At 33.1% G+C, this 23,378-nt stretch carries 25 protein-coding genes; 16 read left to right on the top strand and 9 right to left on the bottom strand.

Annotated features, from left to right (window positions below; all coding sequences use genetic code 11):
• Positions 1-101 precede the first annotated feature (101 nt).
• From trpD to ACHRVL_RS16365, 12 genes are all read left to right on the top strand, one after another.
• Entirely contained in the window at positions 102-1,094 is a 993-nt protein-coding gene (gene trpD / locus ACHRVL_RS16420; protein WP_395414479.1) for an anthranilate phosphoribosyltransferase, read from the top strand.
• Positions 1,095-1,135: 41 nt separating this feature from the next.
• Entirely contained in the window at positions 1,136-1,915 is a 780-nt protein-coding gene (gene trpC / locus ACHRVL_RS16415; protein WP_395414477.1) for an indole-3-glycerol phosphate synthase TrpC, read from the top strand.
• Positions 1,916-1,998: 83 nt separating this feature from the next.
• A complete protein-coding gene (locus ACHRVL_RS16410) occupies positions 1,999-2,631 on the top strand; it encodes a phosphoribosylanthranilate isomerase (RefSeq protein ID WP_395414474.1) in 633 nt (210 codons plus the stop codon).
• Between the two features lie 12 nt (positions 2,632-2,643).
• Positions 2,644-3,825: a tryptophan synthase subunit beta gene (gene trpB, locus ACHRVL_RS16405; protein ID WP_395414472.1), complete on the top strand. Its 1,182-nt coding sequence runs from the start codon at positions 2,644-2,646 to the stop codon at positions 3,823-3,825.
• Between the two features lie 83 nt (positions 3,826-3,908).
• Positions 3,909-4,226, top strand: coding sequence for a gamma-glutamylcyclotransferase family protein (locus ACHRVL_RS16400; protein ID WP_089052994.1), 318 nt, complete (start codon positions 3,909-3,911; stop codon positions 4,224-4,226).
• A gap of 18 nt (positions 4,227-4,244) precedes the next feature.
• Positions 4,245-4,982 (top strand): carbon-nitrogen hydrolase family protein, encoded by a 738-nt coding sequence (locus ACHRVL_RS16395; protein WP_395414469.1) that lies wholly within the window; start codon positions 4,245-4,247, stop codon positions 4,980-4,982.
• Between the two features lie 131 nt (positions 4,983-5,113).
• Positions 5,114-5,875 carry a tryptophan synthase subunit alpha gene (gene trpA / locus ACHRVL_RS16390; RefSeq protein ID WP_395414467.1) on the top strand — a complete coding sequence of 254 codons (762 nt, stop codon included), beginning with the start codon at positions 5,114-5,116 and terminating at the stop codon, positions 5,873-5,875.
• 18 nt (positions 5,876-5,893) lie between these two features.
• Entirely contained in the window at positions 5,894-6,607 is a 714-nt protein-coding gene (locus tag ACHRVL_RS16385; protein WP_395414465.1) for a hypothetical protein, read from the top strand.
• A 175-nt stretch (positions 6,608-6,782) separates the two neighbouring features.
• A complete protein-coding gene (locus ACHRVL_RS16380) occupies positions 6,783-7,412 on the top strand; it encodes a TetR/AcrR family transcriptional regulator (protein ID WP_089052992.1) in 630 nt (209 codons plus the stop codon).
• A complete protein-coding gene (locus tag ACHRVL_RS16375; protein WP_395414462.1) occupies positions 7,402-8,721 on the top strand; it encodes a TolC family protein in 1,320 nt (439 codons plus the stop codon). The genes ACHRVL_RS16380 and ACHRVL_RS16375 overlap by 11 nt, the downstream gene beginning before the upstream one ends.
• Positions 8,722-8,733: 12 nt before the next feature.
• Complete coding sequence (locus tag ACHRVL_RS16370; protein WP_089052990.1) at positions 8,734-9,813, top strand: HlyD family secretion protein; 1,080 nt, start codon at positions 8,734-8,736, stop codon at positions 9,811-9,813.
• 3 nt (positions 9,814-9,816) lie between these two features.
• Positions 9,817-11,406 carry an MDR family MFS transporter gene (locus ACHRVL_RS16365; protein ID WP_395414459.1) on the top strand — a complete coding sequence of 530 codons (1,590 nt, stop codon included), beginning with the start codon at positions 9,817-9,819 and terminating at the stop codon, positions 11,404-11,406.
• 251 nt (positions 11,407-11,657) lie between these two features.
• Here ACHRVL_RS16365 and yaaA read toward each other — a convergent pair whose 3' ends face one another.
• Complete coding sequence (gene yaaA, locus ACHRVL_RS16360; RefSeq protein WP_395414457.1) at positions 11,658-12,416, bottom strand: peroxide stress protein YaaA; 759 nt, start codon at positions 12,414-12,416, stop codon at positions 11,658-11,660.
• 421 nt (positions 12,417-12,837) lie between these two features.
• On the opposite strand from yaaA, the gene ACHRVL_RS16355 reads away from it, so the two are divergent.
• Together ACHRVL_RS16355 and ACHRVL_RS16350 are read left to right on the top strand one after the other, a co-directional pair.
• Positions 12,838-14,295: a CCA tRNA nucleotidyltransferase gene (locus tag ACHRVL_RS16355; RefSeq protein WP_395414455.1), complete on the top strand. Its 1,458-nt coding sequence runs from the start codon at positions 12,838-12,840 to the stop codon at positions 14,293-14,295.
• Positions 14,296-14,313: 18 nt separating this feature from the next.
• Positions 14,314-15,339 carry a COX15/CtaA family protein gene (locus ACHRVL_RS16350; protein ID WP_395414452.1) on the top strand — a complete coding sequence of 342 codons (1,026 nt, stop codon included), beginning with the start codon at positions 14,314-14,316 and terminating at the stop codon, positions 15,337-15,339.
• A 278-nt stretch (positions 15,340-15,617) separates the two neighbouring features.
• Here the strand turns inward: ACHRVL_RS16350 and ACHRVL_RS16345 are convergent, their stop codons facing one another.
• From ACHRVL_RS16345 to ACHRVL_RS16310, 8 genes are all read right to left on the bottom strand, one after another.
• Entirely contained in the window at positions 15,618-16,385 is a 768-nt protein-coding gene (locus tag ACHRVL_RS16345; RefSeq protein WP_395414449.1) for a LytR/AlgR family response regulator transcription factor, read from the bottom strand.
• A gap of 37 nt (positions 16,386-16,422) precedes the next feature.
• Entirely contained in the window at positions 16,423-16,791 is a 369-nt protein-coding gene (locus ACHRVL_RS16340) for a 2TM domain-containing protein (RefSeq protein ID WP_395414446.1), read from the bottom strand.
• 18 nt (positions 16,792-16,809) lie between these two features.
• On the bottom strand, positions 16,810-17,127 hold the full coding sequence (locus tag ACHRVL_RS16335) for a 2TM domain-containing protein (protein ID WP_089052984.1): 318 nt from the start codon (positions 17,125-17,127) through the stop codon (positions 16,810-16,812).
• Positions 17,118-17,447, bottom strand: a complete 330-nt coding sequence (locus ACHRVL_RS16330; RefSeq protein ID WP_395414443.1) for a 2TM domain-containing protein — start codon at positions 17,445-17,447, stop codon at positions 17,118-17,120. The genes ACHRVL_RS16335 and ACHRVL_RS16330 overlap by 10 nt, the downstream gene beginning before the upstream one ends.
• A gap of 2 nt (positions 17,448-17,449) precedes the next feature.
• Positions 17,450-17,752: a 2TM domain-containing protein gene (locus ACHRVL_RS16325; RefSeq protein WP_129052692.1), complete on the bottom strand. Its 303-nt coding sequence runs from the start codon at positions 17,750-17,752 to the stop codon at positions 17,450-17,452.
• Positions 17,753-17,754: 2 nt separating this feature from the next.
• Positions 17,755-19,113: a histidine kinase gene (locus ACHRVL_RS16320; protein ID WP_395414440.1), complete on the bottom strand. Its 1,359-nt coding sequence runs from the start codon at positions 19,111-19,113 to the stop codon at positions 17,755-17,757.
• A gap of 28 nt (positions 19,114-19,141) precedes the next feature.
• Positions 19,142-19,762, bottom strand: coding sequence for a hypothetical protein (locus ACHRVL_RS16315; protein ID WP_395414438.1), 621 nt, complete (start codon positions 19,760-19,762; stop codon positions 19,142-19,144).
• 378 nt (positions 19,763-20,140) lie between these two features.
• Complete coding sequence (locus tag ACHRVL_RS16310; protein WP_395414435.1) at positions 20,141-22,306, bottom strand: TonB-dependent receptor domain-containing protein; 2,166 nt, start codon at positions 22,304-22,306, stop codon at positions 20,141-20,143.
• A gap of 138 nt (positions 22,307-22,444) precedes the next feature.
• Between ACHRVL_RS16310 and ACHRVL_RS16305 the strand changes: the two genes are divergently transcribed.
• Both ACHRVL_RS16305 and ACHRVL_RS16300 read left to right on the top strand, forming a co-directional pair.
• Positions 22,445-22,903, top strand: a complete 459-nt coding sequence (locus ACHRVL_RS16305; RefSeq protein ID WP_395414432.1) for a DinB family protein — start codon at positions 22,445-22,447, stop codon at positions 22,901-22,903.
• 10 nt (positions 22,904-22,913) lie between these two features.
• Entirely contained in the window at positions 22,914-23,372 is a 459-nt protein-coding gene (locus ACHRVL_RS16300) for a YciI family protein (RefSeq protein ID WP_089052977.1), read from the top strand.
• The last annotated feature ends 6 nt before the right edge of the window (positions 23,373-23,378 follow it).

Raw genomic sequence — 23,378 nt, 5'->3', positions numbered from 1 at the left:
TTCCTATTAAAACTAAAAAACATTAATCAATTTTAAAAATAAACGTCAAAAATAAGAAGACTTTAAGACTTTCGACTTTATGACTTTAAGACTCAAACAGAATGAAAACTATATTAAACAAATTAATCAATCACGAAGTTCTTACTAAAGAAGAAGCAAAAAACGTATTGATTAATATCTCAAGCGGTCAATACAATCCAAGTCAGATTTCGGCATTTTTGACCGTATTTATGATGCGAAGCATAACAATCGATGAACTTTCGGGTTTTCGTGAAGCTTTATTAGACTTGTGTATTCGTGTTGATTTATCAGCTTACAACACCATCGATTTATGTGGAACGGGCGGTGACGGAAAAGACACTTTTAATATTTCGACTTTAGCTTCATTTGTTTCAGCAGGAGCTGGAATTAAAGTTGCCAAACATGGAAATTATGGTGTTTCATCAATTTCAGGATCAAGCAACGTCATGGAAAAAATGGGAATTAAATTTAGCAACGATCCTTCCTTTTTAGAAAAGTGTATCGATAAAGCTGGAATTTGTGTTTTGCATGCTCCCCTATTTCACCCAGCAATGAAAAATGTTGGTCCAATTAGAAAAGAATTGGCAGTAAAAACATTCTTTAATATGTTAGGACCAATGGTAAATCCGTCATTCCCGCAAAATCAGTTAGTTGGTGTTTTCAATTTAGAATTAGCTAGAATGTATGCCTATTTATATCAAAATACCAATGTGAATTTCACCATTTTACATTCGCTTGACGGCTACGACGAAATTTCTTTGACTGGTCCGACAAAAATTATAACAAGTCATATGGAAGGAATGTTGAATCCACAAGATTTTAACGTTCGTCTTTTATTACAAAACGAGATCGAGGGTGGAAAAACGATCGAAGAATCAGCAGAAATTTTCACAAATATTATTTCAGGAAAAGGAAACGAAGCTCAAAATAATGTAGTTTGTGCCAATGCTGCAATGGCAATTTCGACTGTTACAAAATGTTCTCCACAAGAAGGTTTTGAATTAGCAAAAGAAAGTTTATTGTCTGGAAAAGGACATCAAGCGCTTAAAAAATTACAAGAGCTATCTCTTTAAAATCAAAAACTTAGTACCTCAGAAACTTAGCACCTTACAAAATGAATATTCTAGATAAAATAATTTTCGATAAACAAAGAGAAGTCATTCTTAAAAAATCAATCATTCCGGTTACTCAGTTAGAAGCTTCGGTCTTTTTTGGAAAAGAAACCATTTCATTAAGTCAAAAGCTTAGACAAAGTTCAACTGGAATTATTGCCGAACACAAACGTCGCTCTCCTTCAAAATCAATTATCAATCAAAGTTTTACAGTTGAAGAAGTCGTTAAAGGATACGAAAACGCAGGGGCTTGTGGAATTTCTGTTTTAACAGACGGAAAATATTTTGGAGGTTCACTTGACGATTTACTTTTAGCAAGAGCGAGTGTGAATATTCCGCTTTTGCGAAAAGAATTTATTGTCGATGAATACCAGATTCTTGAAGCAAAAGCTTTTGGTGCCGATTTAATTCTTTTGATCGCGGCGGTTTTAACGAGAGAAGAAATAAAATCGCTGTCTGAATTTGCAAAAAAACTAGGATTAGAAGTTTTACTTGAAGTTCATAATCAAGAAGAATTAGAAAAATCAATTATGCCAAGTTTAGATATGATTGGAGTAAACAACAGAAATCTAAAAACATTTGAAGTAAGCTTAGATTTTAGCAAACAACTGGCATCGCAAATTCCGGATGATTTTGTAAAAGTTTCTGAAAGCGGAATTTCATCAATCGAAGCCATCCATGAACTAAAACCTTACGGATACAAAGGGTTTTTAATTGGGGAAAACTTCATGAAAACCGACAACGCCGGAAAAGCGGCAACTGAATTTATAAAACAGCTATAGGCTTTAAGCTGTAAGCAATAAGCCTTCATAATATTACTAATTTAGCCTAAAGCCTAAAGCTTAAAGCTTAAAGCATCAATAAAATGAAACTCAAAATATGCGGTATGAAATACCCCGAAAACATTCTAGAAGTTGGAGCGCTCCTGCCCGATTATATGGGATTTATTTTCTGGGACAACTCCGCGCGATATTTTAACGGAGCCATTCCCGAACTAATAAAAACAGTCAAAAAAGTGGGTGTTTTTGTCAATCAAAGTCAGGAAGAAATTCTGGAAAAAGTAAGAACATATAATTTGCAAGCCGTTCAGTTACATGGAAATGAATCGGTTGATTTTTTATCAGAACTAAAAAAACAACTGCCAAAAGAAATCGAAATCATAAAAGTATTTTCGGCTGATGAAAACTTCGATTTTGAAGTTATAAAACCTTTTGAACCTGTCGCTGACTATTTTCTGTTTGACACAAAAGGCAAACTGCCGGGCGGAAACGGAACAACATTCGACTGGACTATATTAAAAAAATACAATTCGAATAAACCATTCTTTTTGAGCGGCGGAATCGGGATTAACGAATTAAAAGCCATTGAAGAAATTTCAAAAACAAATTTACCTATTTACGCTGTCGATGTAAATAGTAAATTTGAAATCGAACCGGGGCTTAAAAACAAAAATCTATTTAGCAATTTCAAACGAAAATTTGATGTTGCCAACTTTTAAAATTGGAATAAAATGAATTTTAACGTTAACGAAAAAGGATATTACGGAGAATTTGGCGGAGCTTATATTCCAGAAATGCTATATCCAAATGTAGAGGAATTACGCCAAAACTACTTAAAAATAACCAGCGAACCTGATTTTAAAGCTGAGTTTGATAAACTTTTAAAAGATTATGTTGGCCGTCCTAGTCCGCTTTATTTTGCAAATCGGTTATCTGAAAAATACAACACTAAAATTTACTTAAAAAGAGAAGACTTAAATCATACTGGCGCTCATAAAGTAAATAATACGATTGGACAGATATTAGTTGCCAGACGTTTAGGCAAAAAAAGAATTATTGCCGAAACGGGAGCTGGTCAGCATGGAGTTGCAACAGCAACAGTTTGTGCTTTAATGGGAATGGAATGTATTGTTTATATGGGCGAAATAGACATCGCACGTCAAGCTCCAAACGTTGCTCGTATGAAAATGTTAGGCGCAGAAGTTCGTCCAGCACTTTCGGGTTCAAGAACTTTAAAAGATGCTACAAACGAAGCCATTCGTGATTGGATTAATAATCCGATTGACACACATTATATTATTGGTTCAGCTATTGGACCTCATCCTTATCCTGATATGGTGACGCGTTTTCAAAGTGTCATTTCTGAGGAAATAAAATGGCAGTTAAAAGAAAAAGAAGGTCGTGAGAATCCTGATTATGTGGTAGCTTGTATTGGCGGAGGAAGTAATGCTGCAGGAACATACTATCACTTTTTGCATGAACCTGAAGTAGGCATTATTGCTGTTGAAGCTGCCGGAAAAGGTGTTGACAGTGGTCATAGTGCTGCAACTAGCAAATTAGGAAAAGTAGGTGTTATTCATGGCTGTAAAACACTTTTAATGCAAACTCCTGACGGACAAATTACAGAACCGTATTCTATTTCTGCAGGTTTAGATTATCCTGGTGTTGGCCCAATGCACGCGCATTTAGCACAAACTGGACGCGGCGAGTTTTTCTCAGTTACTGACGACGACGCTATGAATGCAGGTTTACAGCTGACAAAATTAGAAGGAATCATTCCTGCAATTGAAAGCGCGCATGCCTTTGCAGTTTTGGATCAAAAGAAATTTAAACCCTCAGATATTGTAGTAATCAGTCTTTCAGGCCGCGGCGATAAAGATTTAGATAATTATATTGATTATTTTAAATTGTAATAAAAATCGTAATTTGGAGCGTTTTCTACAGCAACGGATTTAAAGATATTTAACGCAGACAAACAACGAGAAAAATAATAATTATGGAACAGTTATTCTCTTACGGAACATTACGTTCAAAAGAAATTCAGATGCGAGTTTTTAGAAAACTATTAACTGGCACTCCCGATCAGCTAAATGGCTACAAATTAAAAAGCCTCAAAATTGAAGAAGAATTTGGAATGGCAGATTATGTTGTCGCAATAGCAAGTGAAAGCCTTTCAGATGTTATTCATGGCGTTGTTTTTAATGTTACTCTGGCAGATTTAGCTAAAGTAGATTTATTTGAATCGAATGCTTACAAAAGGGTTAAAGTAACATTGAACTCTGGAATTTCTGCTTGGGTTTATACAGAAAACTAACAGTTGTAAAAACAGAAAATGATTCTAGCAGCCGCACAAACAAAACCAACTCGAGGAAATATTGAAACTAATTTACAGGATCATTACCGCCTTATTGAGCTGGCTGTGCAAAATAAAGCGCAATTAATCGCTTTTCCCGAAATGTCGATTACCGGCTACGAAAGAGAAAATGCACGAAAACTGGCTTTTAAAAAAGAAGATTTGCGTTTGAATCATTTAAAAAAATTAGCTTCTGAAAATAACATTACAATTATTGCGGGCGCACCAATTGAAATTGAATCAAAATTGTTTATTGGCGAATTTGTAATTTCTCCAGACAATTCGGTTTCAATTTATACCAAGCAGTTTTTGCATGAAGGAGAAGATGATTTTTTTCAATCTTCTTTCGATTACAATCCGATACTTGAAATTGAAAATCAAAAGATTTCATTTGCCATTTGTGCCGATATTGATAATCTTCTTCATCCGGAAAATGCTAAGAAAAAAGGAACTGATATTTATATAGCCAGTATTTTCTTTTCGCCAAACGGAATTCCGAATGCGTATCGGGATTTACAAAATTATGCTGAGAAACATAAAATGAATGTTTTGATGTCGAATTTCAGCGGAGAATCCTGGGGAAGCCCGTCAGCAGGTCAAAGTGCTTTTTGGAATAGTAAAGGAGAATTAGTTGGGCAAATGAATGATTCAGATTCTGGTTTATTAGTCGTAGAAAAGCAAAATAAAAATTGGACAAGTAAGATTATAAAAAATTAATGCCACAGATTAAATAGATTTTCACAGATTACTTCTTACAGAAAAACCATTTAAAATCACTTAATCTGTAACAGAGAAAACTTAAAACACCTAATAGGTTTTGAAAACCTGTCAGGATAAAAAACATAAAAATGAATAGAATAACACAAAAATTACAAGAAGACAAAAAGATTCTTTCGATCTATTTTTCTGCTGGATATCCAAACTTAAATGATACCGTGCAGATTATTCAGGATTTAGAAAAAAACGGCGTTGATTTAATCGAAATTGGACTTCCGTTTAGTGATCCTTTGGCAGACGGACCAACGATTCAGGCGAGTTCTACAACGGCGCTTCATAACGGAATGACAACTCAAATTCTTTTTGATCAGCTGCAAAACATCCGCGAAAGCGTAAAAATTCCGTTGATTATTATGGGATATTTTAATCCGATGCTACAATACGGCGTTGAAGCTTTTTGCAAAAAATGTGCTGAAATTGGAATTGACGGATTAATTATTCCAGATTTACCTGTTGATGTTTATGCTGATGAATACAAAGCAATTTTCGAAAAATACGGATTGCTTAATGTATTCTTGATTACACCACAAACTTCGGAGGAACGCATTCGTTTTATCGACAGCGTTTCAAACGGATTTATTTACATGGTAAGTTCTGCAAGCGTTACAGGTTCTCAATCTGGTTTTGGAAATGTTCAGGAAAGTTATTTTGAAAGAATTGCAAACATGAATTTGAAAAACCCTCAAATCGTAGGTTTTGGAATTTCGAATAAAGAAACTTTCAATCAAGCTACTAAATATGCAAAAGGTGCTATTATTGGAAGTGCTTTTATCAAACATTTGAGTGAAAACGGCAGTCGAAAAATTGCAGAATTTGTTGGAGAGATTCGATAATTAGATTTTAAAAAATTAATGAAATATTTTAAAAGTTTCTTATTTATAACAGTTCTCTTTTTAAATATGAGTTGTGATTTCAGTTGGAAAATTTCAGAACTTTTTGTTCAAAAAATTGAAAATTCCTCTAAAGTTATTTATAAATATGACGCTTGGGGAGGACGCGATTCATACAAATTTGGATATGCTATTCTAGATTCAACCGATGTATTTGATATTAATAATATTGAGTCAATACCTTTTCAATATTTTGAAAGCATTCCGACAAAACAAAATATTTCTGGTGTTATCCCCGAAGAACCTGATGATCAAATAACTCCTAACAAAATCTTTATACCTTTAAAAATTAAGGATAGTGAAGAAAAAGGAATTAAAATTAGAGCTAAGATTTTTCAAAATGAAGGTTTTTCACTTAGAAATCAAGGTTACAAACAATATCAATTTGAAACATTTAAAGAATCTCGCGATAGTATTTTCTTTTATAATTTAAATGACATTAAGAGTTTAGAACCTGAACATTTGGATATTTTAAAATTCAAAAAGACAAATATTTTCATTAGGACTAAAGCCTCAAATATTGTTTCTACCATATTGATTGAAGATTTAAAACTATCTCAAAAAAATGAAATTATTTCTAATATTCGATATGATCTAACACCAAAAAACAAAACTAAAATTAGCTCATTTTCTAATATAGGGATTTTCAAACAAGTAAAGCTGCCTAAAGATTAATTAAAATATTAAGCCTGAAAAAATAGAGTTTCAGGCTTTTTTATTTTAACTAATTACTGCACGATTTAACATAAATTACCGAAAACATTTTATGTTAATATTGTGTTAAAATAAAATTAAACAAGTGTTTAATTTAAACAAGTGTTTAATTTTGCATTCGATTAGAAACAACATCATGTCACACATCGAACTAAACGATAAAAAAATTCAGATTCTAAACGTTGCCGAAAGGTTGTTTTCTGAAAAAGGATTTGAGGGGACGTCAATACGGGATATTTCGAAAGAAGCAAAAATTAACATTGCTATGATTTCGTATTATTTTGGCTCCAAAGAAAGATTACTGGAATCTTTGATCATTTACAAAACTTCTGATTTAAAATTACAACTCGAAAATTTATTACAAGAAAATCTGGAACCGATTGAAAAAGTCAATAAATTAATCGAAATTTACATTAACAGAATCAGTTGTAACAAAGGGATTTTCAGAGTTTTACACTTTGAAATTAACGCAAAAAAAAGAGAAAAAAGTTTTATTGCATTTACAGAATTAAAAAAAGGGAATCTAAAATCTGTTGAGAGTATTATTACTCAAGGTCAGGAAAAAGGTGTTTTTAGAAAAGATGTAATTATTCCGCTAATTACGCCAACTATCATAGGAACGTACTTTCACTTTCATATGAATAAACCTTTCTTCGTAGAGTTACTGAACTTAAATACAGAAGCATTGTACAATGATTATATTAAAACCAGTCTCACAAAGCACATTCAACAAACTATAAAAGCGCTACTTGTTTATGAAAATTAGTCAATTAATGCTCTTTGGAGTATTCTTTATCGGAATATCTTCAATAGAAGCACAAGAAAAAACAAGTTTAACCTTAGACGAAGCCGTAAAAATGGCTTGGGAAAAAAGCAACGAAGTTACGCTTGCCAATACTAAGGTAAACACAAAAAAACACGAGCTTACAGCCGTAAAAAACAATCAATATCCTGATTTAAAAGTTTCTGGTCAATATCAGCGTCTTACAAAAGCATCTATTGATATGCCTAATCAGGATAAAAGTGCTTCTTTAGCATCTCCTGATCGTGCAATGCTTGGAATGGCAAATTTGAGTTTACCTATTTTTGCAGGATTCAAAATTCAAAGCAGTATTGATGCTTACGATAACTTATACGAAGCGGAAACTGCCAATGCAGCAAAAACTAAAGAAGATGTTGCATTAAGAGTAATTACTTATTATACGGCACTATACAAAGCTCAAAAAACACTTGATGTTTTAAATGAGAATCAAAAAAGTGCTAAACAGCGTGTTACTGATTTTATAGAATTGGAGAAAAACGGAATTATTCCGAGAAACGATTTGTTGAAAGCACAATTATTAGTTTCAAAAACACAATTATCTATTGATGAAGCTACGAACAACTTAAACAACATCAATTTTTATCTGACCACTTTATTGAAATTAGCTCCTGAAACAAAACTTCAGGTTAATGAAGATGATTTCTTTAATTTAAAAACAAACAATGCACCAACATCTGATGCAATTGCTTTGGAGAGCAGAAAAGATCTTGAGGCTGTTCGCTTACAGCAAAAAGCTTCTGAAGCAAGTATTAAAGTAGCAAAAGCTGGATACTATCCTTCTATTTCTTTACTTGGAGGTTACACCGCTTTTGATCTTAAAGATATTGTAACGGTAAAATATGCTATGAACTTTGGTTTAGGTTTATCGTATGATTTATCAGGAATCTTAAAAAACAGCGCACACGTTAAAGAAGCTGAAAGCAGAGCTCTAGAAGTAAAAAACACTGAAGCTATTATGACTGATCGTATTAAGGTAGAGGTTCAAAAATCTATCGAAGATTATGATTTAGCCATTAATCAAAGTGTGGTTTATAATGAAGCATTACAGCAGGCAGCGGAAAACTACAGACTTGTAAAAGATAAGTTCGACAATGGTTTGGCTGATACTAATGATTTGGTTGAAGCTGATGTTGAGCAATTAAGTGCCAAAATAAATACTGCTGTTTCTAAAGCGGCAATTATTCAAAAATATTACGAATTACTTTCAGTATCAGGACAATTATCACAATCATTCAATCTTTCTAAAATATAATCGACAGCTCTCATGGAAAAGAAAAAGACAAATAAAAAATTCATCATCATACTAACCGTATTGGTTTTAGTGGGCGGAACGTATGGAATATCAAAATATATTCACTCACAAGCTCACGAAGAAACAGATGATGCTCAAATCGAGAAAAAAATGAACCCGATTATTCCGAGAGTTTCAGGATACATCAGTAAAGTTTATGTGAAAGATAATGATTATGTAAAAAAAGGAGATACTTTATTTACTATCGATAAGAGAGACTATCAATTAAAAATTGACGAAGCAAATGCTGCTTTGTTAGGAGCTGAAGGACAATACGAGGCTGCAAAAGCTGATATTGGAAGTGCATATGCAAGTATTTCTGTTTCTGATGCCAACATGAAATCGGCAAGCGGTTCTATCGAAAGTGCTAAAATTAGATTGAGACAACTTACAAACGATTATAACCGTTATAATAATTTGTATAAAACACATACTATTACCAAACAACAATATGAGCAAGCTTTGACTGCAAAGGAGGAAGCAGAAAATCAAGTACGTGTTTTACAACAACAACAAAGAGCAAGTTCTTACCAAAAATCGGTAATTGAATCTAAATCTAAAGCTTCAGATAAACAAACAGAAGTTGCTGCTGCAAACATCAAAAAAGCAAAAACAATGCTTGATGTTGCTCACTTAAACCTTTCTTATACTGTAGTTACTGCAGCGATTGACGGTCAAGTTTCAAAAGTTGATATTCAGCCGGGACAATTGGTACAACCAGGACAATCTTTGTTTTACATTATCAATAATAACGAAGCTTGGGTCGTAGCAAACTTTAAAGAAACACAATTAAACAAAATGATTGTAGGTCAAAAAGTAAGTTTAAAAGTTGATGCTTACCCTAACTATGAGTTTAAAGGTACAGTAACTTCTTTCTCTCCAGCAACAGGATCTCGTTTTTCATTATTACCTCCTGATAATGCAACAGGAAACTTCGTAAAAACAATTCAGAGATTACCAGTAAAAATTAGTTTAGATGAATCAAACGATCCTGAAAAAGTAAAACTTTTAAGACCAGGAATGAATGTTGACGTAGACGTACATTTAAAATAAAACATGGCAGGAGCAGTACAAGGAGACGACGATTTAGTAGAATACGGTTATAGACGTGTAATCATTACGATTACGGCAGTACTTTGTGCACTGCTGGAAATTGTTGATACGACGATTGTAAACGTAGCGCTGACAGACATGCGCGGAAGTCTTGGTGCTACCTTGACTGATGTGGCATGGGTAATTACAGCATACGCAATTGCGAATGTTATTGTAATACCGATGACAAGCTGGCTATCACAGCAATTTGGAAGACGTAATTATTTTGTGGCTTCTATCATTATATTTACGGTCTGTTCTTTTTTGTGTGGTAATGCCACCAATATTTGGGAACTTGTAGCCTTCCGATTCGTACAAGGTATGGGCGGAGGAGCATTACTAGTAACAGCCCAAACGATTATTACTGAAAGTTACCCGGTTGCAAAACGTGGAATGGCACAAGCTATTTACGGAATGGGTGTAATTGTTGGACCTACTCTTGGACCGCCTTTGGGGGGGTATTTGGTAGATAATTATTCTTGGCCTTATATTTTCTATATCAATATTCCATTAGGGATTATCGCAACTATTTTGGCTTTAACTTTTGTGAGAAGTCCGAAATATGGAGAAAAATTAAAAGCCAATCAGGTTGACTGGTGGGGAATTATTTTGTTGAGCGCCTTTATTGGTTCTTTACAATTCGTACTTGAACACGGACAACAAGATGACTGGTTTAACGATTCAACAATTGTGACTCTAAGTGTTGTGACAGTTTTAGGATTGGTTCTTTTTATATGGAGAGAGCTGACATACAAACACCCAATTGTAAACTTAAGTGTTTTAAAAGATGGAAATTTAAGAATTGGAACTGTAATGTGTTTTATTCTTGGTTTCGGTTTATACGGTTCAACTTTAATTATCCCAATTTACACGCAGTCGATTTTAGGATGGACAGCTACTGATGCAGGATTGTTATTAATTCCAGGATCTATTACCACAGCTCTTATGATGCCGTTTGTTGGAAATATGATTCAGAAAGGTGTACCGCAAGGTTATATGGTGGGAGTTGGATTCTTTATTTTCTTCTTGTTTACCTTTATGATGTACAGCCGTATGACTCCAGACACTGGTGTTGAACATATGTACTGGCCTTTAATTTTGAGAGGGATTGGTTTAGGATTACTTTTCGTTCCTATTACTACACTTTCGCTTTCTACCTTAAAAGGAAAACAAATTGGTGAAGGAGCTGCATTTACTGGAATGATGCGTCAGTTAGGCGGATCTTTTGGTATTGCTATTATTACGACTTTCATCACACGTTTTAGTCAGACACACAGAGTAGATCTAATTAACAATTTAGATCCTGCAAAATATGATGTCCAACAACGTATTGCAGGAATGCAGCACGCTTTTATGGCAAAAGGATACAGCGCAGATGTTGCTTTAAAGAAAGCTTATCAAGCTATAGAATATTCAGTAATGAAACAAAGTACTGTAATGGCTTACATGGATATTTTCTTGTATCTTGGAATCATGTTTTTATGTTGCATACCGATTATTCTCTTTATCAAAAAAGGGAAGAACAAAATTAGTGCAGCCGACGCAATGCATTAATAATAATAATTTTATAATACGCAGAAACGCCGAATTCATCATTTAGAATTCGGCGTTTATTTTTTTTGATATTTATTAATAAATAAATTAAATGTGCTAAATCTTCAGGGATTGAAATCTTCATCAATATTGTTGAAATCTGCAGGGATTGAAATCCCTGCCTACAATATGTTCCGAGCCTACGGCTCTCTAATAAAAACCTTAGAACCTTAGCATCTTAGCAACTCTGAACCTTAGCATCTTAAAAAAATCTATCTTGTAAAAACCAAATGATTCCCTTTAGAAAGATTAGCATCAAACTGATATCCTTCGTAATTAAATCCTTTCAAGTCCTCGATAGTTTCAGCATTGGTGTCAAGAATATAACGTACCATCATGCCTCTCGCCTTTTTTGCAAAGAAACTGATCATTTTTAATTTTCCATCTTTATAATCTTTAAAGTCTGGTGTAATTACTGGAACTTTCAAAGCTTTTACATCAACTGCAGAGAAGTATTCATTACTCGCTAAATTCACGAACAACTCGCCTTTTTTCAATTCTTTATTTAAAGCTTTTGTAACCACAGGTTTCCAAAACTCATGAAGGCTTTTATATTCACCAACCGGCATTTTTGTTCCCATTTCTAAACGATATGCCTGCATTAAATCAAGAGGTTTTAAAAGCCCGTACAGTCCTGATAAGATTCTTAATTTATCTTGAAGTACCTCTAATTTTTCTAATGGAATTGTATAAGCGTCTAAACCTGTGTAAACATCTCCGTCAAAAGTAAAAACCGCAGGACGCGCATTTTCAGGTGTAAAAGGCGTTTTCCATTCTTGATTTCGTTTCCAGTTTAAATCGGCAAGTTTGCTTGAAATCGACATTAACTCAGACAATTCAGCTGGCTTTTTTTGTTTTACAACTTTATGAACCACTCTTGCTTCTTTTAAAAATAATGGTTCTGTATATTGAGAAGTTGGCAATTCTTTTTCAAAATTTAAAGACTTCGCTGGCGATATAACTATTTTCATTTGTACTTTTTTGTATGATTCAAAAATACAAATTGCATTTCTAAAAATTGATTATCGCAATTGATTTGTTTTATTGAGGTATAGTTTTTTTCGCCACGACCCGAGCGATAGCGAACTGGCGAAGCAATTACACTAATTTCCACAAATTTTTCTTTCATGCAGGTTGCGAAGATTTTTTGCCACTCCCGATAGCTATCAGGATAAAAGACTTACACAGATTTTTTTAATCCTTTTAATCCTGTAATCTGTGGCTCAAAAAAAAGTAATTCGTGGAAATTAGTGTAATTAGTGACAAACCTTTCCCAATTCATAAAAATCAACATCAAAAACTATTAATTTCTTCAAAAAAGTGAGCGATAGATTGTAATAGGCATTTTCTATGTTGTAAATTTGCATGCGTTTCATTTCTTAGAAATTTGAAATGTGTTTTTATTCAAAAATTAGTGAATTCGTGGCTATACAAACAAATTATAAAACAGCTTTACAAAATAAAATTTTCGATATCATCTCGAAAGCTTCTCAGGAACTAAACGTTGACAGTTATGTTATTGGTGGTTTTGTTAGAGATTTACTTTTAAATCGAGGTTCTAAAAAAGATATTGATGTTGTAGCTGTTGGCAGCGGAATCGAATTGGCTTTAAAAGTTTCTGAATTACTTCCTAACAAACCAAAAGTTCAGGTTTTTAAAACTTATGGAACTGCGATGCTGCGTTTTGAAGATACCGATATTGAATTTGTCGGCGCTCGAAAAGAATCTTATAATTTCGACAGTCGAAATCCGATTGTAGAAAACGGAACGCTTCAGGATGATCAAAACCGTCGTGATTTTACAATCAATGCATTGGCTTTATCTTTAAACTCAACTAATTTTGGAGATCTTTTAGACCCTTTTGACGGTTTGAATGATTTAGAAAATAAAACGATAAAAACACCGCTGAATCCAGACATTACTTATTCTGATGATCCGCTTCGAATGCTTCGTGCGATTCGTTTTGCAACACAGTTGAATTTTGAAATTGAAGAAAATTCACTGAATGCAATTACCAAAAATGCTGATCGCATCAAGATTATTTCTGGTGAGAGAATCGTAGATGAATTGAATAAAATTCTTTCTACAGATAAACCTTCAACTGGATTTTTACTTTTATACAAAACGGGACTTTTAGATTTAATCTTACCTGAACTAACAGCGCTGAATCAGGTCGAAGAAATTGAAGGTCACACACATAAAAACAACTTTTATCATACCCTTGAAGTAGTTGATAATATTTGTCCAAATACAGATGATGTCTGGCTGCGCTGGTCAGCATTATTACATGATATTGGAAAAGCGCCAACAAAACGTTTCAGCAAAAAGCAAGGCTGGACTTTTCATGGACATGAATTTTTGGGCGGAAAAATGGCGAAGAAAATCTTCGAACGCCTGCATATGCCTTTAAATCATAAAATGAAATTTGTTCAAAAAATGGTTATTATGAGTTCTCGTCCAATTGTTTTGGCACAGGATATTGTTACCGACAGTGCAGTTCGTCGTTTGGTTTTTGACGCTGGCGAAGATGTTGAAAATTTAATGACTTTGTGCGAGGCTGATATTACAACCAAAAATCCATCGAAATTCAAGAAATATCATAAAAACTTTGAAATCGTTCGCAAGAAAATTGTAGAAGTGGAAGAGCGCGATCATGTTCGTAATTTTCAGCCGCCCATTTCTGGTGAAGAAATTATGGCGATTTTCAATTTACAGCCATCACGTGAAATTGGAGTTCTAAAAGAAGCAGTGAAAGAAGCAATTTTAGAAGGTGATATTCCGAATGAATATCAGGCGGCTTATGATTTTGTAATTAAAAGAGCCGAAAAAATGGGCTTAAAAAAAGTATAAGAATAAGTATTTAATAAAATGAAAAAAGAGAATAAATCAGTAATCATTTGGTTGCTTTCAGGTTGTGTTTTATTATTTTTAATGGTTGTTGTTGGAGGAATTACTCGTTTGACCAACTCAGGTTTATCAATGACCGATTGGCATTTGGTAACCGATACTTTCCCGCCTTTAACAGATGCAAAATGGAATGAGGCTTTTGAGCAGTACAAGAAGTTTCCTGAGTATCAAAAAATCAATATTCATAACGATTTTCAGCTTTCAGATTATAAGTTTATTTATTTCTGGGAATGGTTTCACCGTTTCATCGGTCGTATTATTGGGTTGGTATTTTTTGTTCCTTTTGTTTATTTCTTAATCAAAAAGAAATTAGATACAGCAACGATTAAAAAATGTATCGTACTTTTAGCAATGGGTGGTTTTCAAGGTTTCCTTGGATGGTTTATGGTTAGAAGCGGGTTAATTGACAATCCAGATGTAAGTCATTTTAGACTTTCGCTTCATTTAACTTTTGCTTTTATAACTTTTGCTTATACACTTTGGGTAGCACTGGATTTGATTTATCCAGAAAGAAATATCAACAAAATATTACCATTACGCGCTATTGCACGTTATGCATTGGCCGCTTTATTAATACAAATTATTTATGGCGGGTTTGTTGCAGGATTAAACGCAGGATTAATTCACAATCACTGGCCTTTAATGAGCGATGGAGAATTTATGCACGAATCTGTTCTTATTGAGCAATCAAGTTTAATAAAAAATTTAATTGAAGGTAAAAGCGGTGTTCAGTTTGTACACAGAACTTTTGCTTACGTAGTAGTTGCCATTATACTTTTCCTATATTTTAAAAGTAAAAAATATACGCTTACCAATACGCAGTCAAACGGAATTAAAACTTTGGTAGTATTTGTATTTATACAGTTTCTTCTAGGAGTTTTCACGTTATTATACAGCGTGCCTTTGGCTTTAGGATTAATTCATCAAATTATGGCATTTTTCCTTTTAAGTGCTATGACTTTTACATTGCATCGATTGAGTAAATAATGTTTTGAATAAAATAAAAAAAGAGCTGAAAATTTCGGCTCTTTTTTTATTTTATGTATTTTACTTAAGATTCGTTTGAAAATTTACGTTTCGTTAAACCGGATTAAAATCCGGCCCTACAAAATGAATCGAGCCTGCGGCCCTTTATATGGAATAATCATACGTCACGAAAAGTTCCGAAGGAACGATCTATATTGTAGAGACGGATTTCAATCCGTCAGATATGTTAATCATAAACACATACGTTCCGGTGGAGCATTTGATAAAATTTAAATCTATTACCCCAGCCAGCTCTTAAAATCCTGCACTTTTTCTCGGCTTACTATTACCTCATCTTCTTTATAAGTTGGTAAAATAACTTTCAAACGAGAATTTGTATATACCTGAATTTCTTTAATTGCCTGCAGTGGTACAATAAATTTTCTGCTTACGCGAAAGAAATCCTTTTTATCTAGTTCCTGTTCTAAAATTTCTAAAGTCGAATCGATTAAATAGTTTCGATTATCAAAAGTATGTATATACGTTCCTTTATTTTCACTAAAAAAACATTCAATCTCTTCGGTCGTTATTACTTTTAAGTGCTGTCCTATTTTAACGGTAAATCTTTTTTTGAAACTCTTTTCAAAAGGATTTGACAGCATTTGACGTATTTGCTCAAAGTCTAGCTGCAGATTATGATTTACCTCATCAGCTTTAGGAATTCGTGCTTTATACTTTACTACTGCGGCCTCTAGATCATCTTCATCAATTGGTTTTAAAAGATAATCAATACTATTCAATTTAAAAGCTTTCAAAGCATACTCATCATAAGCCGTCGTAAAAATTATGGCACTTTGAATATTTATTTTTTCAAAAATCTCAAACGATAAACCATCTGATAATTGAATGTCTAAAAAAATCAAATCTGGATGTTCATTATTTGTAAACCAATGAAGTGATTCTTCTACAGAATGCAGCATTGTTTTTACAGTTATATCTAATTTTTCAAGTTTTCGCTGTAATAAACGTGCAGCTGGTTTTTCGTCTTCTATAATTAATGTGGTCATTTAATACAATACAAGGTTTAAAATATACAAGCTAAAATTACTCCCATTTTTTCTTATTCTGAGCCTCTTTTTCCATATATTTTTGGATTTTTCTATCTTCCCAATCTTTATTAAAAAAAATATCCGGGCCAAAAACAGTAAAAGCATGAATAGCTAAAGCAATCCCCCAATAAAATGCGGTTGAATAAACTTCCCAATCTCGAAAACCTCTAATTTCGATACGATTGCCTATAAATCCATTATTCAAATTTGAAATAATGATAATAATATTTACTATAATATAAACCTTAAGATGCGAATAAAATCCTTTTATTCTTCTTACCTTTCTATAGGCAGCATTAAAGCTTTCATCTGTACTAAATTCATCTCCGTATTCTTCATACATACGTCTTCTAAATCGTCCCATTTTATTATGATTTAAAAATTATTGCCATTTACTTTTATTCCATTTTTCCTTTTCCATAAACTCTTTGATTTTTCTTTCTTCCCAGTCTTTGCCTAAAGCCGGAAATACTTCAAAAACCCTTAATCCGTGAAAAACTACTCCAATTCCCCACCACAATAAAGGCCAAAAAAACCATAAATATTCTGGTGATGTGTACAAATTAACGAAAATCAAAATTGCATTTACAAATATATAAGATGCCAAGTTTCCATAAAATCCTTTAATATCTCCGACTTTCTTTTTAGCCAAAAAATATCTATCCTCTTCGCTGTATTTCATTTCCATGATTACTCCCATTTTTGTTTTTTTTCTCTTTTTTCTAAAATCCTTTTCATTTTACGTTTCTCCCATTTATCTCCAAAAATTTTAGCAGAGACAAATAAATCAATCGCTGAACCAAAAAATACGGTTGACCAAACAATCATTACAACTCCATTTAAAAATTTAGCCGGAAACACATTCAAAGGCAATTTATAATACTCTTTTAAAATAAAAAGCACTACCGCTATAATGTAAAAAAATGAATGAATATAAAATGATTTAAGCTTTACAACCTTTTTGCTGGCTAACTGTTGTAATTCATATTCTTCTTGATCACTATTATAATTCGTTTTCATCTTTAATTTGAAGTTTTTTGATTTTTCTCTTTTTCTAAAATCTCTTGAATCTTTCGTTCTTCCCATTCTTTATTAAAAAATGGTGAATATCCAAAAACTTTCAATCCATGAAAAACCACTCCTATCCCCCAGCCTCCAATACACCAAATAAACCATAAATATTCTGGAGAAGTCACAAGGTTGATAACAACTAAAACTATGGTTACGAAAATAAAAACAGCCAAATGCTCGTAAAATCCTCTAATTTCTTTTACTTTTTTCTGAGCCTGATAATAGCGTTCCGCTTCTGTATAATTTGGCTTCATGATTATTTCCAAGTTTGTTTGTTTTTTTCTTTCTCTAAAATCTCTCTAATCTTTCTTTCCTCCCAACCTGTGCTGTAGCCATATACTTTAAAAGCATGCATTACAACTCCAAATCCCCAGCCCAAAGCTGAAAACCAAAACCATTGAAACCCTGGAGAATATCTTAAATTAACAAAAGCTAATATTGGAATTACACAGCAATATGAAATTACATTGCCATAAAACCCTTTTAATTCTTCTACTCTTTTTTTAGCTCTAAAATAAGCTTTAGTTTCATCGTTATAATCTGCGTTTGTTTCCATAACATTAATTTGTTTTGTTAAAATTGGAATCTTAACCGTGAAATTTTTCTCATCTTGTTCAATCATCACATTTCTGTTGGTCACAATTGCATATCGATTTACAATATTCTGTAATCCAACTCCCTGCCTATCCTGAAGAACTTCTTTTTTCTGAAGATCATTTTGAATTGCTAAGTAATCACCGTCAATAAAAATTCGAATATGAAGCGGTTTTTGCTCACTTACAACATTATGCTTTACTGTATTTTCAAGCAAAAGCTGTAGTGAAAGCGGAACTACCTTTGCATCCGGATTTATGTTCTCGGCTGGCAATTCGTAGAATAAACTATTCTCAAAACGCATTTTCAACAGATTCATATAGGTTTTTGCAAATGATAATTCATCTTCTACAGAAACCAATTCTTTATCTTTCTGCTCTAAAACATAGCGGTAAATTTTTGACAAAGAAGTCGTAAAACGCTGTGCGTTATCAGGATTTTCTTCGATCAAGGAACTTAAAACATTTAAGCTGTTAAAAAGAAAATGCGGATCGATCTGATTTTTTAAACTCTCAAATTGTGCATTTGCCGTTCCTGCAATAATTTTTTGCTGCGTTATTTCAATTTTAGAAGCTTGTTTCCATTTTACCATAAAACTTCTGGCTTGCATGAAAGTAGAAACTCCAAACGATAAAACAATATAAAAAACGTGATTCCAAATCATTCTATTGCCAAAAAACTGATCTATAGGAAGCTTCTGAACGACAACAAAAATGATATAATTAATTCCTAACACTGCAGGAACTGTATATAAAACAGTTACTAAAATTCCGTAATATACTCTTAAATTAGTCTGCTCCAGCCAATCCCATTTTCGATCTAAGAGAACGCTGATAAAACCATTTCCAAAACCAAGTCCAAACGAATAAAGACAACTTAAAAGAAATGTTAGTACAACATTTTTTACATTTAAATCAGTACCTAAAAGAGCGCAGAATATTACTGTAAAGATCATAGAAATCTTGAAACACACTATGGTTCCACTTTTCAAATCAGCAAATGCATTTCTATGGTCTTTCATTATAATTAACTTAATTTATTACTATTTTTTATTTACAGGTTTTTTGAATTTCCAACGCTCTTTCTAAACCCCATTTAGGAGAAAAAGGCGTTTCAGGCTTAAAAGTACCAAAAAGTTCGATAGATCTGTTAACTTGTTCACAAAGTGGCTTTGTATCAACCCCTGTCCATTTCGCTCCTCCCAGTTGATAATCAGCCTCACCAAAAACAGCTCTCGGATTGTTTGGATCTAATGCTTTAGCAGTTGCATAAGCTTCCATCACTTTAGCCGAATACTTCATTCCGTTTGTCATTGGATCAGAAGCTACATAAGCCGTGTAAATTAAAGCTTGCATTACGTACAACTCTGAATTGTTTAAATCTTTTATCATTTCTGCATCAACAGCATCTTGCGCTTTTGTCAATAACAAATCAACTTTGGTTTTATCTTTTTCACCAAAAGCCGATGTCGTGTTAATTAAAGCTACATAATAATTAGGCAGATAACTATTTTTTTCGGCCGCTGCAATTCTTTCAAACAATGCCGAAGCATCAGCATTTTTTCCTTCTTTCCAAAGTCCGAAAGCTTTTGTCATTCCTTGTTCAAACTGTGTTTGTGCAGATAATAAGCTGCAGATAAATAATGTGATAATGGTAATAATCTTGGTCATGATTTCTTTTTTTTAAGGTTGTTGTTTTTTTAGGTTCTGCCCCGATAACTTTCGGGGCTGAGCTGCTAAGGTTCTTAGGTTTTCTTATTGATGATTAAAACTCTTTTTTCTGTTTTTTTTTTAAAACTTAGTCCCTTAGAACCTTAGCCGCTTAGTAACTTGTTAATTACACTTCAAAAGTATATCGGATTTTACTGTTTTAAAATTAAATGATACTGAGTTGTTGATTTTTGCTGCTGAATTGTTTTTTTTCTTGAGGTTCAAAGAGGCAAAGTTACAAAGGGGCAAAGTTTTTTCTTTTTTGAACTCAAAGCAACAACGATTTTTACATTTTAGAAGCCTCTGAACCTTTGAGCCTTTGCAACTCTGAACCTCAAACTAAAGATTCTTCAACTGATTCTCATTTTTATTCTGGCTGATTGTCCAGAAGAAACCAACAAAGAAAAATCGATCTGCTGTTGGCGTAATTGCTTGTCTTTGATATACTCCGCTTGGATCTGGCAATTTGGCATAATCATATCCAAAAACATTCTGTGTTCCTAAAATATTTGAAACGGAGAAATAAAGGATTTTTTGTGTAGTCAGTAAATAGGCCCAGTTAAAACTCAAACTATTGTATGATTTTGTTTTTCCGTTCATAAATTGTGTCTGATTTGGATCGTTGTACGGGCGCCCTGAACTATAGTTGTTTGTAAAACCTATTTGTGATTTCCAATCTGTAATAAAATATTTTGTTACTACAGATACAGTATGATTTGCAATAAAACTTGGCACAGCCATTGTTGGAAAATTCTTGTATTGTCGCTCAGAATCGATATAAGAATACGAAATCCAATATTCTAAGTTTTTGTACAAATTACTGTCTCTCCAATATAATTCTAAACCTTTTGCATAACCTGAACCGTTATTATTGAAAACTGAATTGTATTTTATATCTTTTGTATCGTATTGAACTAAATTTCTATAATCTTTATAATAAAGATCTGCTCTAAAAATCTGTCCCGGTTTTGTAAATTGATAATTCAAAATATAATGACTTGCTTTTTCGCTTTCAAACTGATGGTATTTTGAATATTTAATATAATCTACAACTGGTGTCTGCGAAAAATCTCCATAAGCAAATGAAAGCTGGCTGGTTTTAGAAAACTTGTAGGCTATTGAAGCTCTTGGTGCAATATTATTTTCATTTAATAAACTGTTGTTAGAATATCTTAAACCAACTTTCATTGCTAACCTTTTAGAAAATAAAATATCTCCTTCTGTATAAGCTGCAAAAATGTTTGAATCATATCCGTTTGTAACATCGATTGAAATATTGTCATTAAAATTTTCATTGAATTTTGTAATGAAATAATCCGCTCCAAAAGATACTTTAAAATAGTTCGAAACTTTCTTACCAAACTTCAATTTCAATTGTGCTGCATTTTCATCAGCATCAATATCATTTATATCATATTTTGTTTTGTTTTTACTGTATCCATAACTAATTCCTGTAGTTAGCTGCCATCCAGTTCCAAAAGTTCCTTTATAAGAAGAATTCAAATAAAAATTATTGTTATTCAAATCTGTTCTAATAGGATTCTCGAAATTGATATTTTTCTGATTCAAATCGAATTTCTCCGAATCAAAAGCCGCGTAAAGTTTAAAGATTCCGTTTGTAAAATTATACCTGTAAACCGTTTCACTTCCCAGAGACTGATACGGATTGTTCCAATCTACATTTTGAGGAATCACCGCCTGATATGGTGCTAAGTTTATATAAGCCATATTTACACTTAAAGAACTCTTTTTCCATTTTTGAGTATTTCCTAAACTCAAACCTACCGTCATTAAGCCAATATCAGTTTTATTATGATCTGCTTCATCCTGTGTATTTAAAAGTAAAACACTCGATAATGCTTCGCCATATTCTGCAGAATAACCTCCAGTCGAAAAAGAGATTCCGCTAAACAAAAAAGGAGAAAATCGGCTTCGAGTTGGCAAATTATTTGTTGTCGCTCCATAAGGCTGTGCAACTCTAATTCCGTCTACAAAAGTCTGCGTTTCATTTGCTTCTCCACCACGAACAAACAAACGCCCGTCTTCACCAACAGATTGTGTTCCTGGTAAAGTCTGCAAAGCCGCAATTATATTTCCAGCTGAACCAGCTGTAGTTACAATATCTAAAGGTTTTAAAACCGAAACTCTCGCTTTATCTCCAGATTCTAAAGTTCCTGCCGTAATTACAACAGCATCAAGCGTATTTATATTTTCTCTAAGTTTAACCGTTTGATCTTTATAATTAGTAACATCAATTTCTTTCTTGTAGGTTTCAAAAAGCAAAAAACTCACTACAAGAAATTGATTTCCAATCGCACTTGTTTCAAAAGAAAACTCACCCGTTGCAGAGCTTGTTGCTCCGTCGTATGTTCCGTCTAGGTAAATATTAGCGCCTTGAACCGGTCTTCCTTTTTGGTCAAGCACTTTTCCAGAAATCGTATTTTGAGCAAAAATAAAAACGGTAAAAAGTAAAAAAGTAATTGTAAAAAATAACTTGGTTTTCATAACATTGGTTTTTGTTGAAGCAAATGTATTTTATCAATTATCGTTAAAAAATATATAATAACTGAACTGTAGAAATTTATGCCTGAGTTGTAATTTACTTTATTTGTATATTAGCTTTGAATTGCAAAACTATCAATTATGTCAGAAAGCAAAAGAATTTCAAATCTATATCAATCCATTTATGATGGAAATCCTTGGCTGGAGGTTACTCTGGCCGGCACTTTGCAAAATGTAACCGCTGAGCAGGCTTATAAAAAGATAAATCCTAATTTGAACACCATTTGGGAAATTGTAAATCACCTTATACAGTGGAGGCGAAATATTCTAGAGCGCATGAACGGCGAGGTTATCATAACTCCCGATCATAATTATTTTGTACCCGTTTTAGATCCTTCTGAGGCTGCTTGGGAACAATCGCTTCAGACATTGGCAAAATCACAAGAATCTTGGAATGCTTTTTTTGAAGATTTTGATGACGCGCATTTAGCCAAAATATATGTCAACAACGGTCATTCCTATTACGAACATCTTCACGGAATTATTCAGCATGATGTTTATCATTTAGGCCAGATTGTTATTTTGAAAAAACTTCTTTAAAAATAGTGTTATGAAAAACTCTTTCTTTTTATTCGCTTTCTTACTAATAAATGCAATTGGATTCGCACAGGAAACGGAAGTTAAATTTGATGAAAATTTAGCAAAATCGTTGAATGCAGATGAATATGGAATGAAAAAATACGTTTTTTGTTTATTGAAATCTGGAACAAACAAAACGGCTTCAAAAGAAGAAACCAAAAAACTGTTTGAAGGTCATATGGCAAATATCAATAAACTAGCCAAAGAAGGAAAACTAGTTGTTGCCGGCCCTTTTATGAAAAACGATCGAAATTATCGCGGTATTTATATTTTCAATGTAGAAACTGTTGACGAAGCAAAAGCTCTTGTTGCGACAGATCCTGCCATAAAAGCCAATTTGCTTGAAGCTGAATTAACACCGTGGTATTCGAGTGCGGCTTTGCAGGAAACGGTAAAAATTCACGAAAAAATTGCCAAGACTAAAATGTAATCTCTT

The organism is Flavobacterium sp. FlaQc-28 (genome assembly GCF_044007415.1).
Taxonomy (GTDB): Bacteria; Bacteroidota; Bacteroidia; order Flavobacteriales; family Flavobacteriaceae; genus Flavobacterium.
The sequence above is the reverse complement of the archived record's forward strand: the minus strand, read 5'-3'. Positions and strand labels throughout refer to the sequence as shown.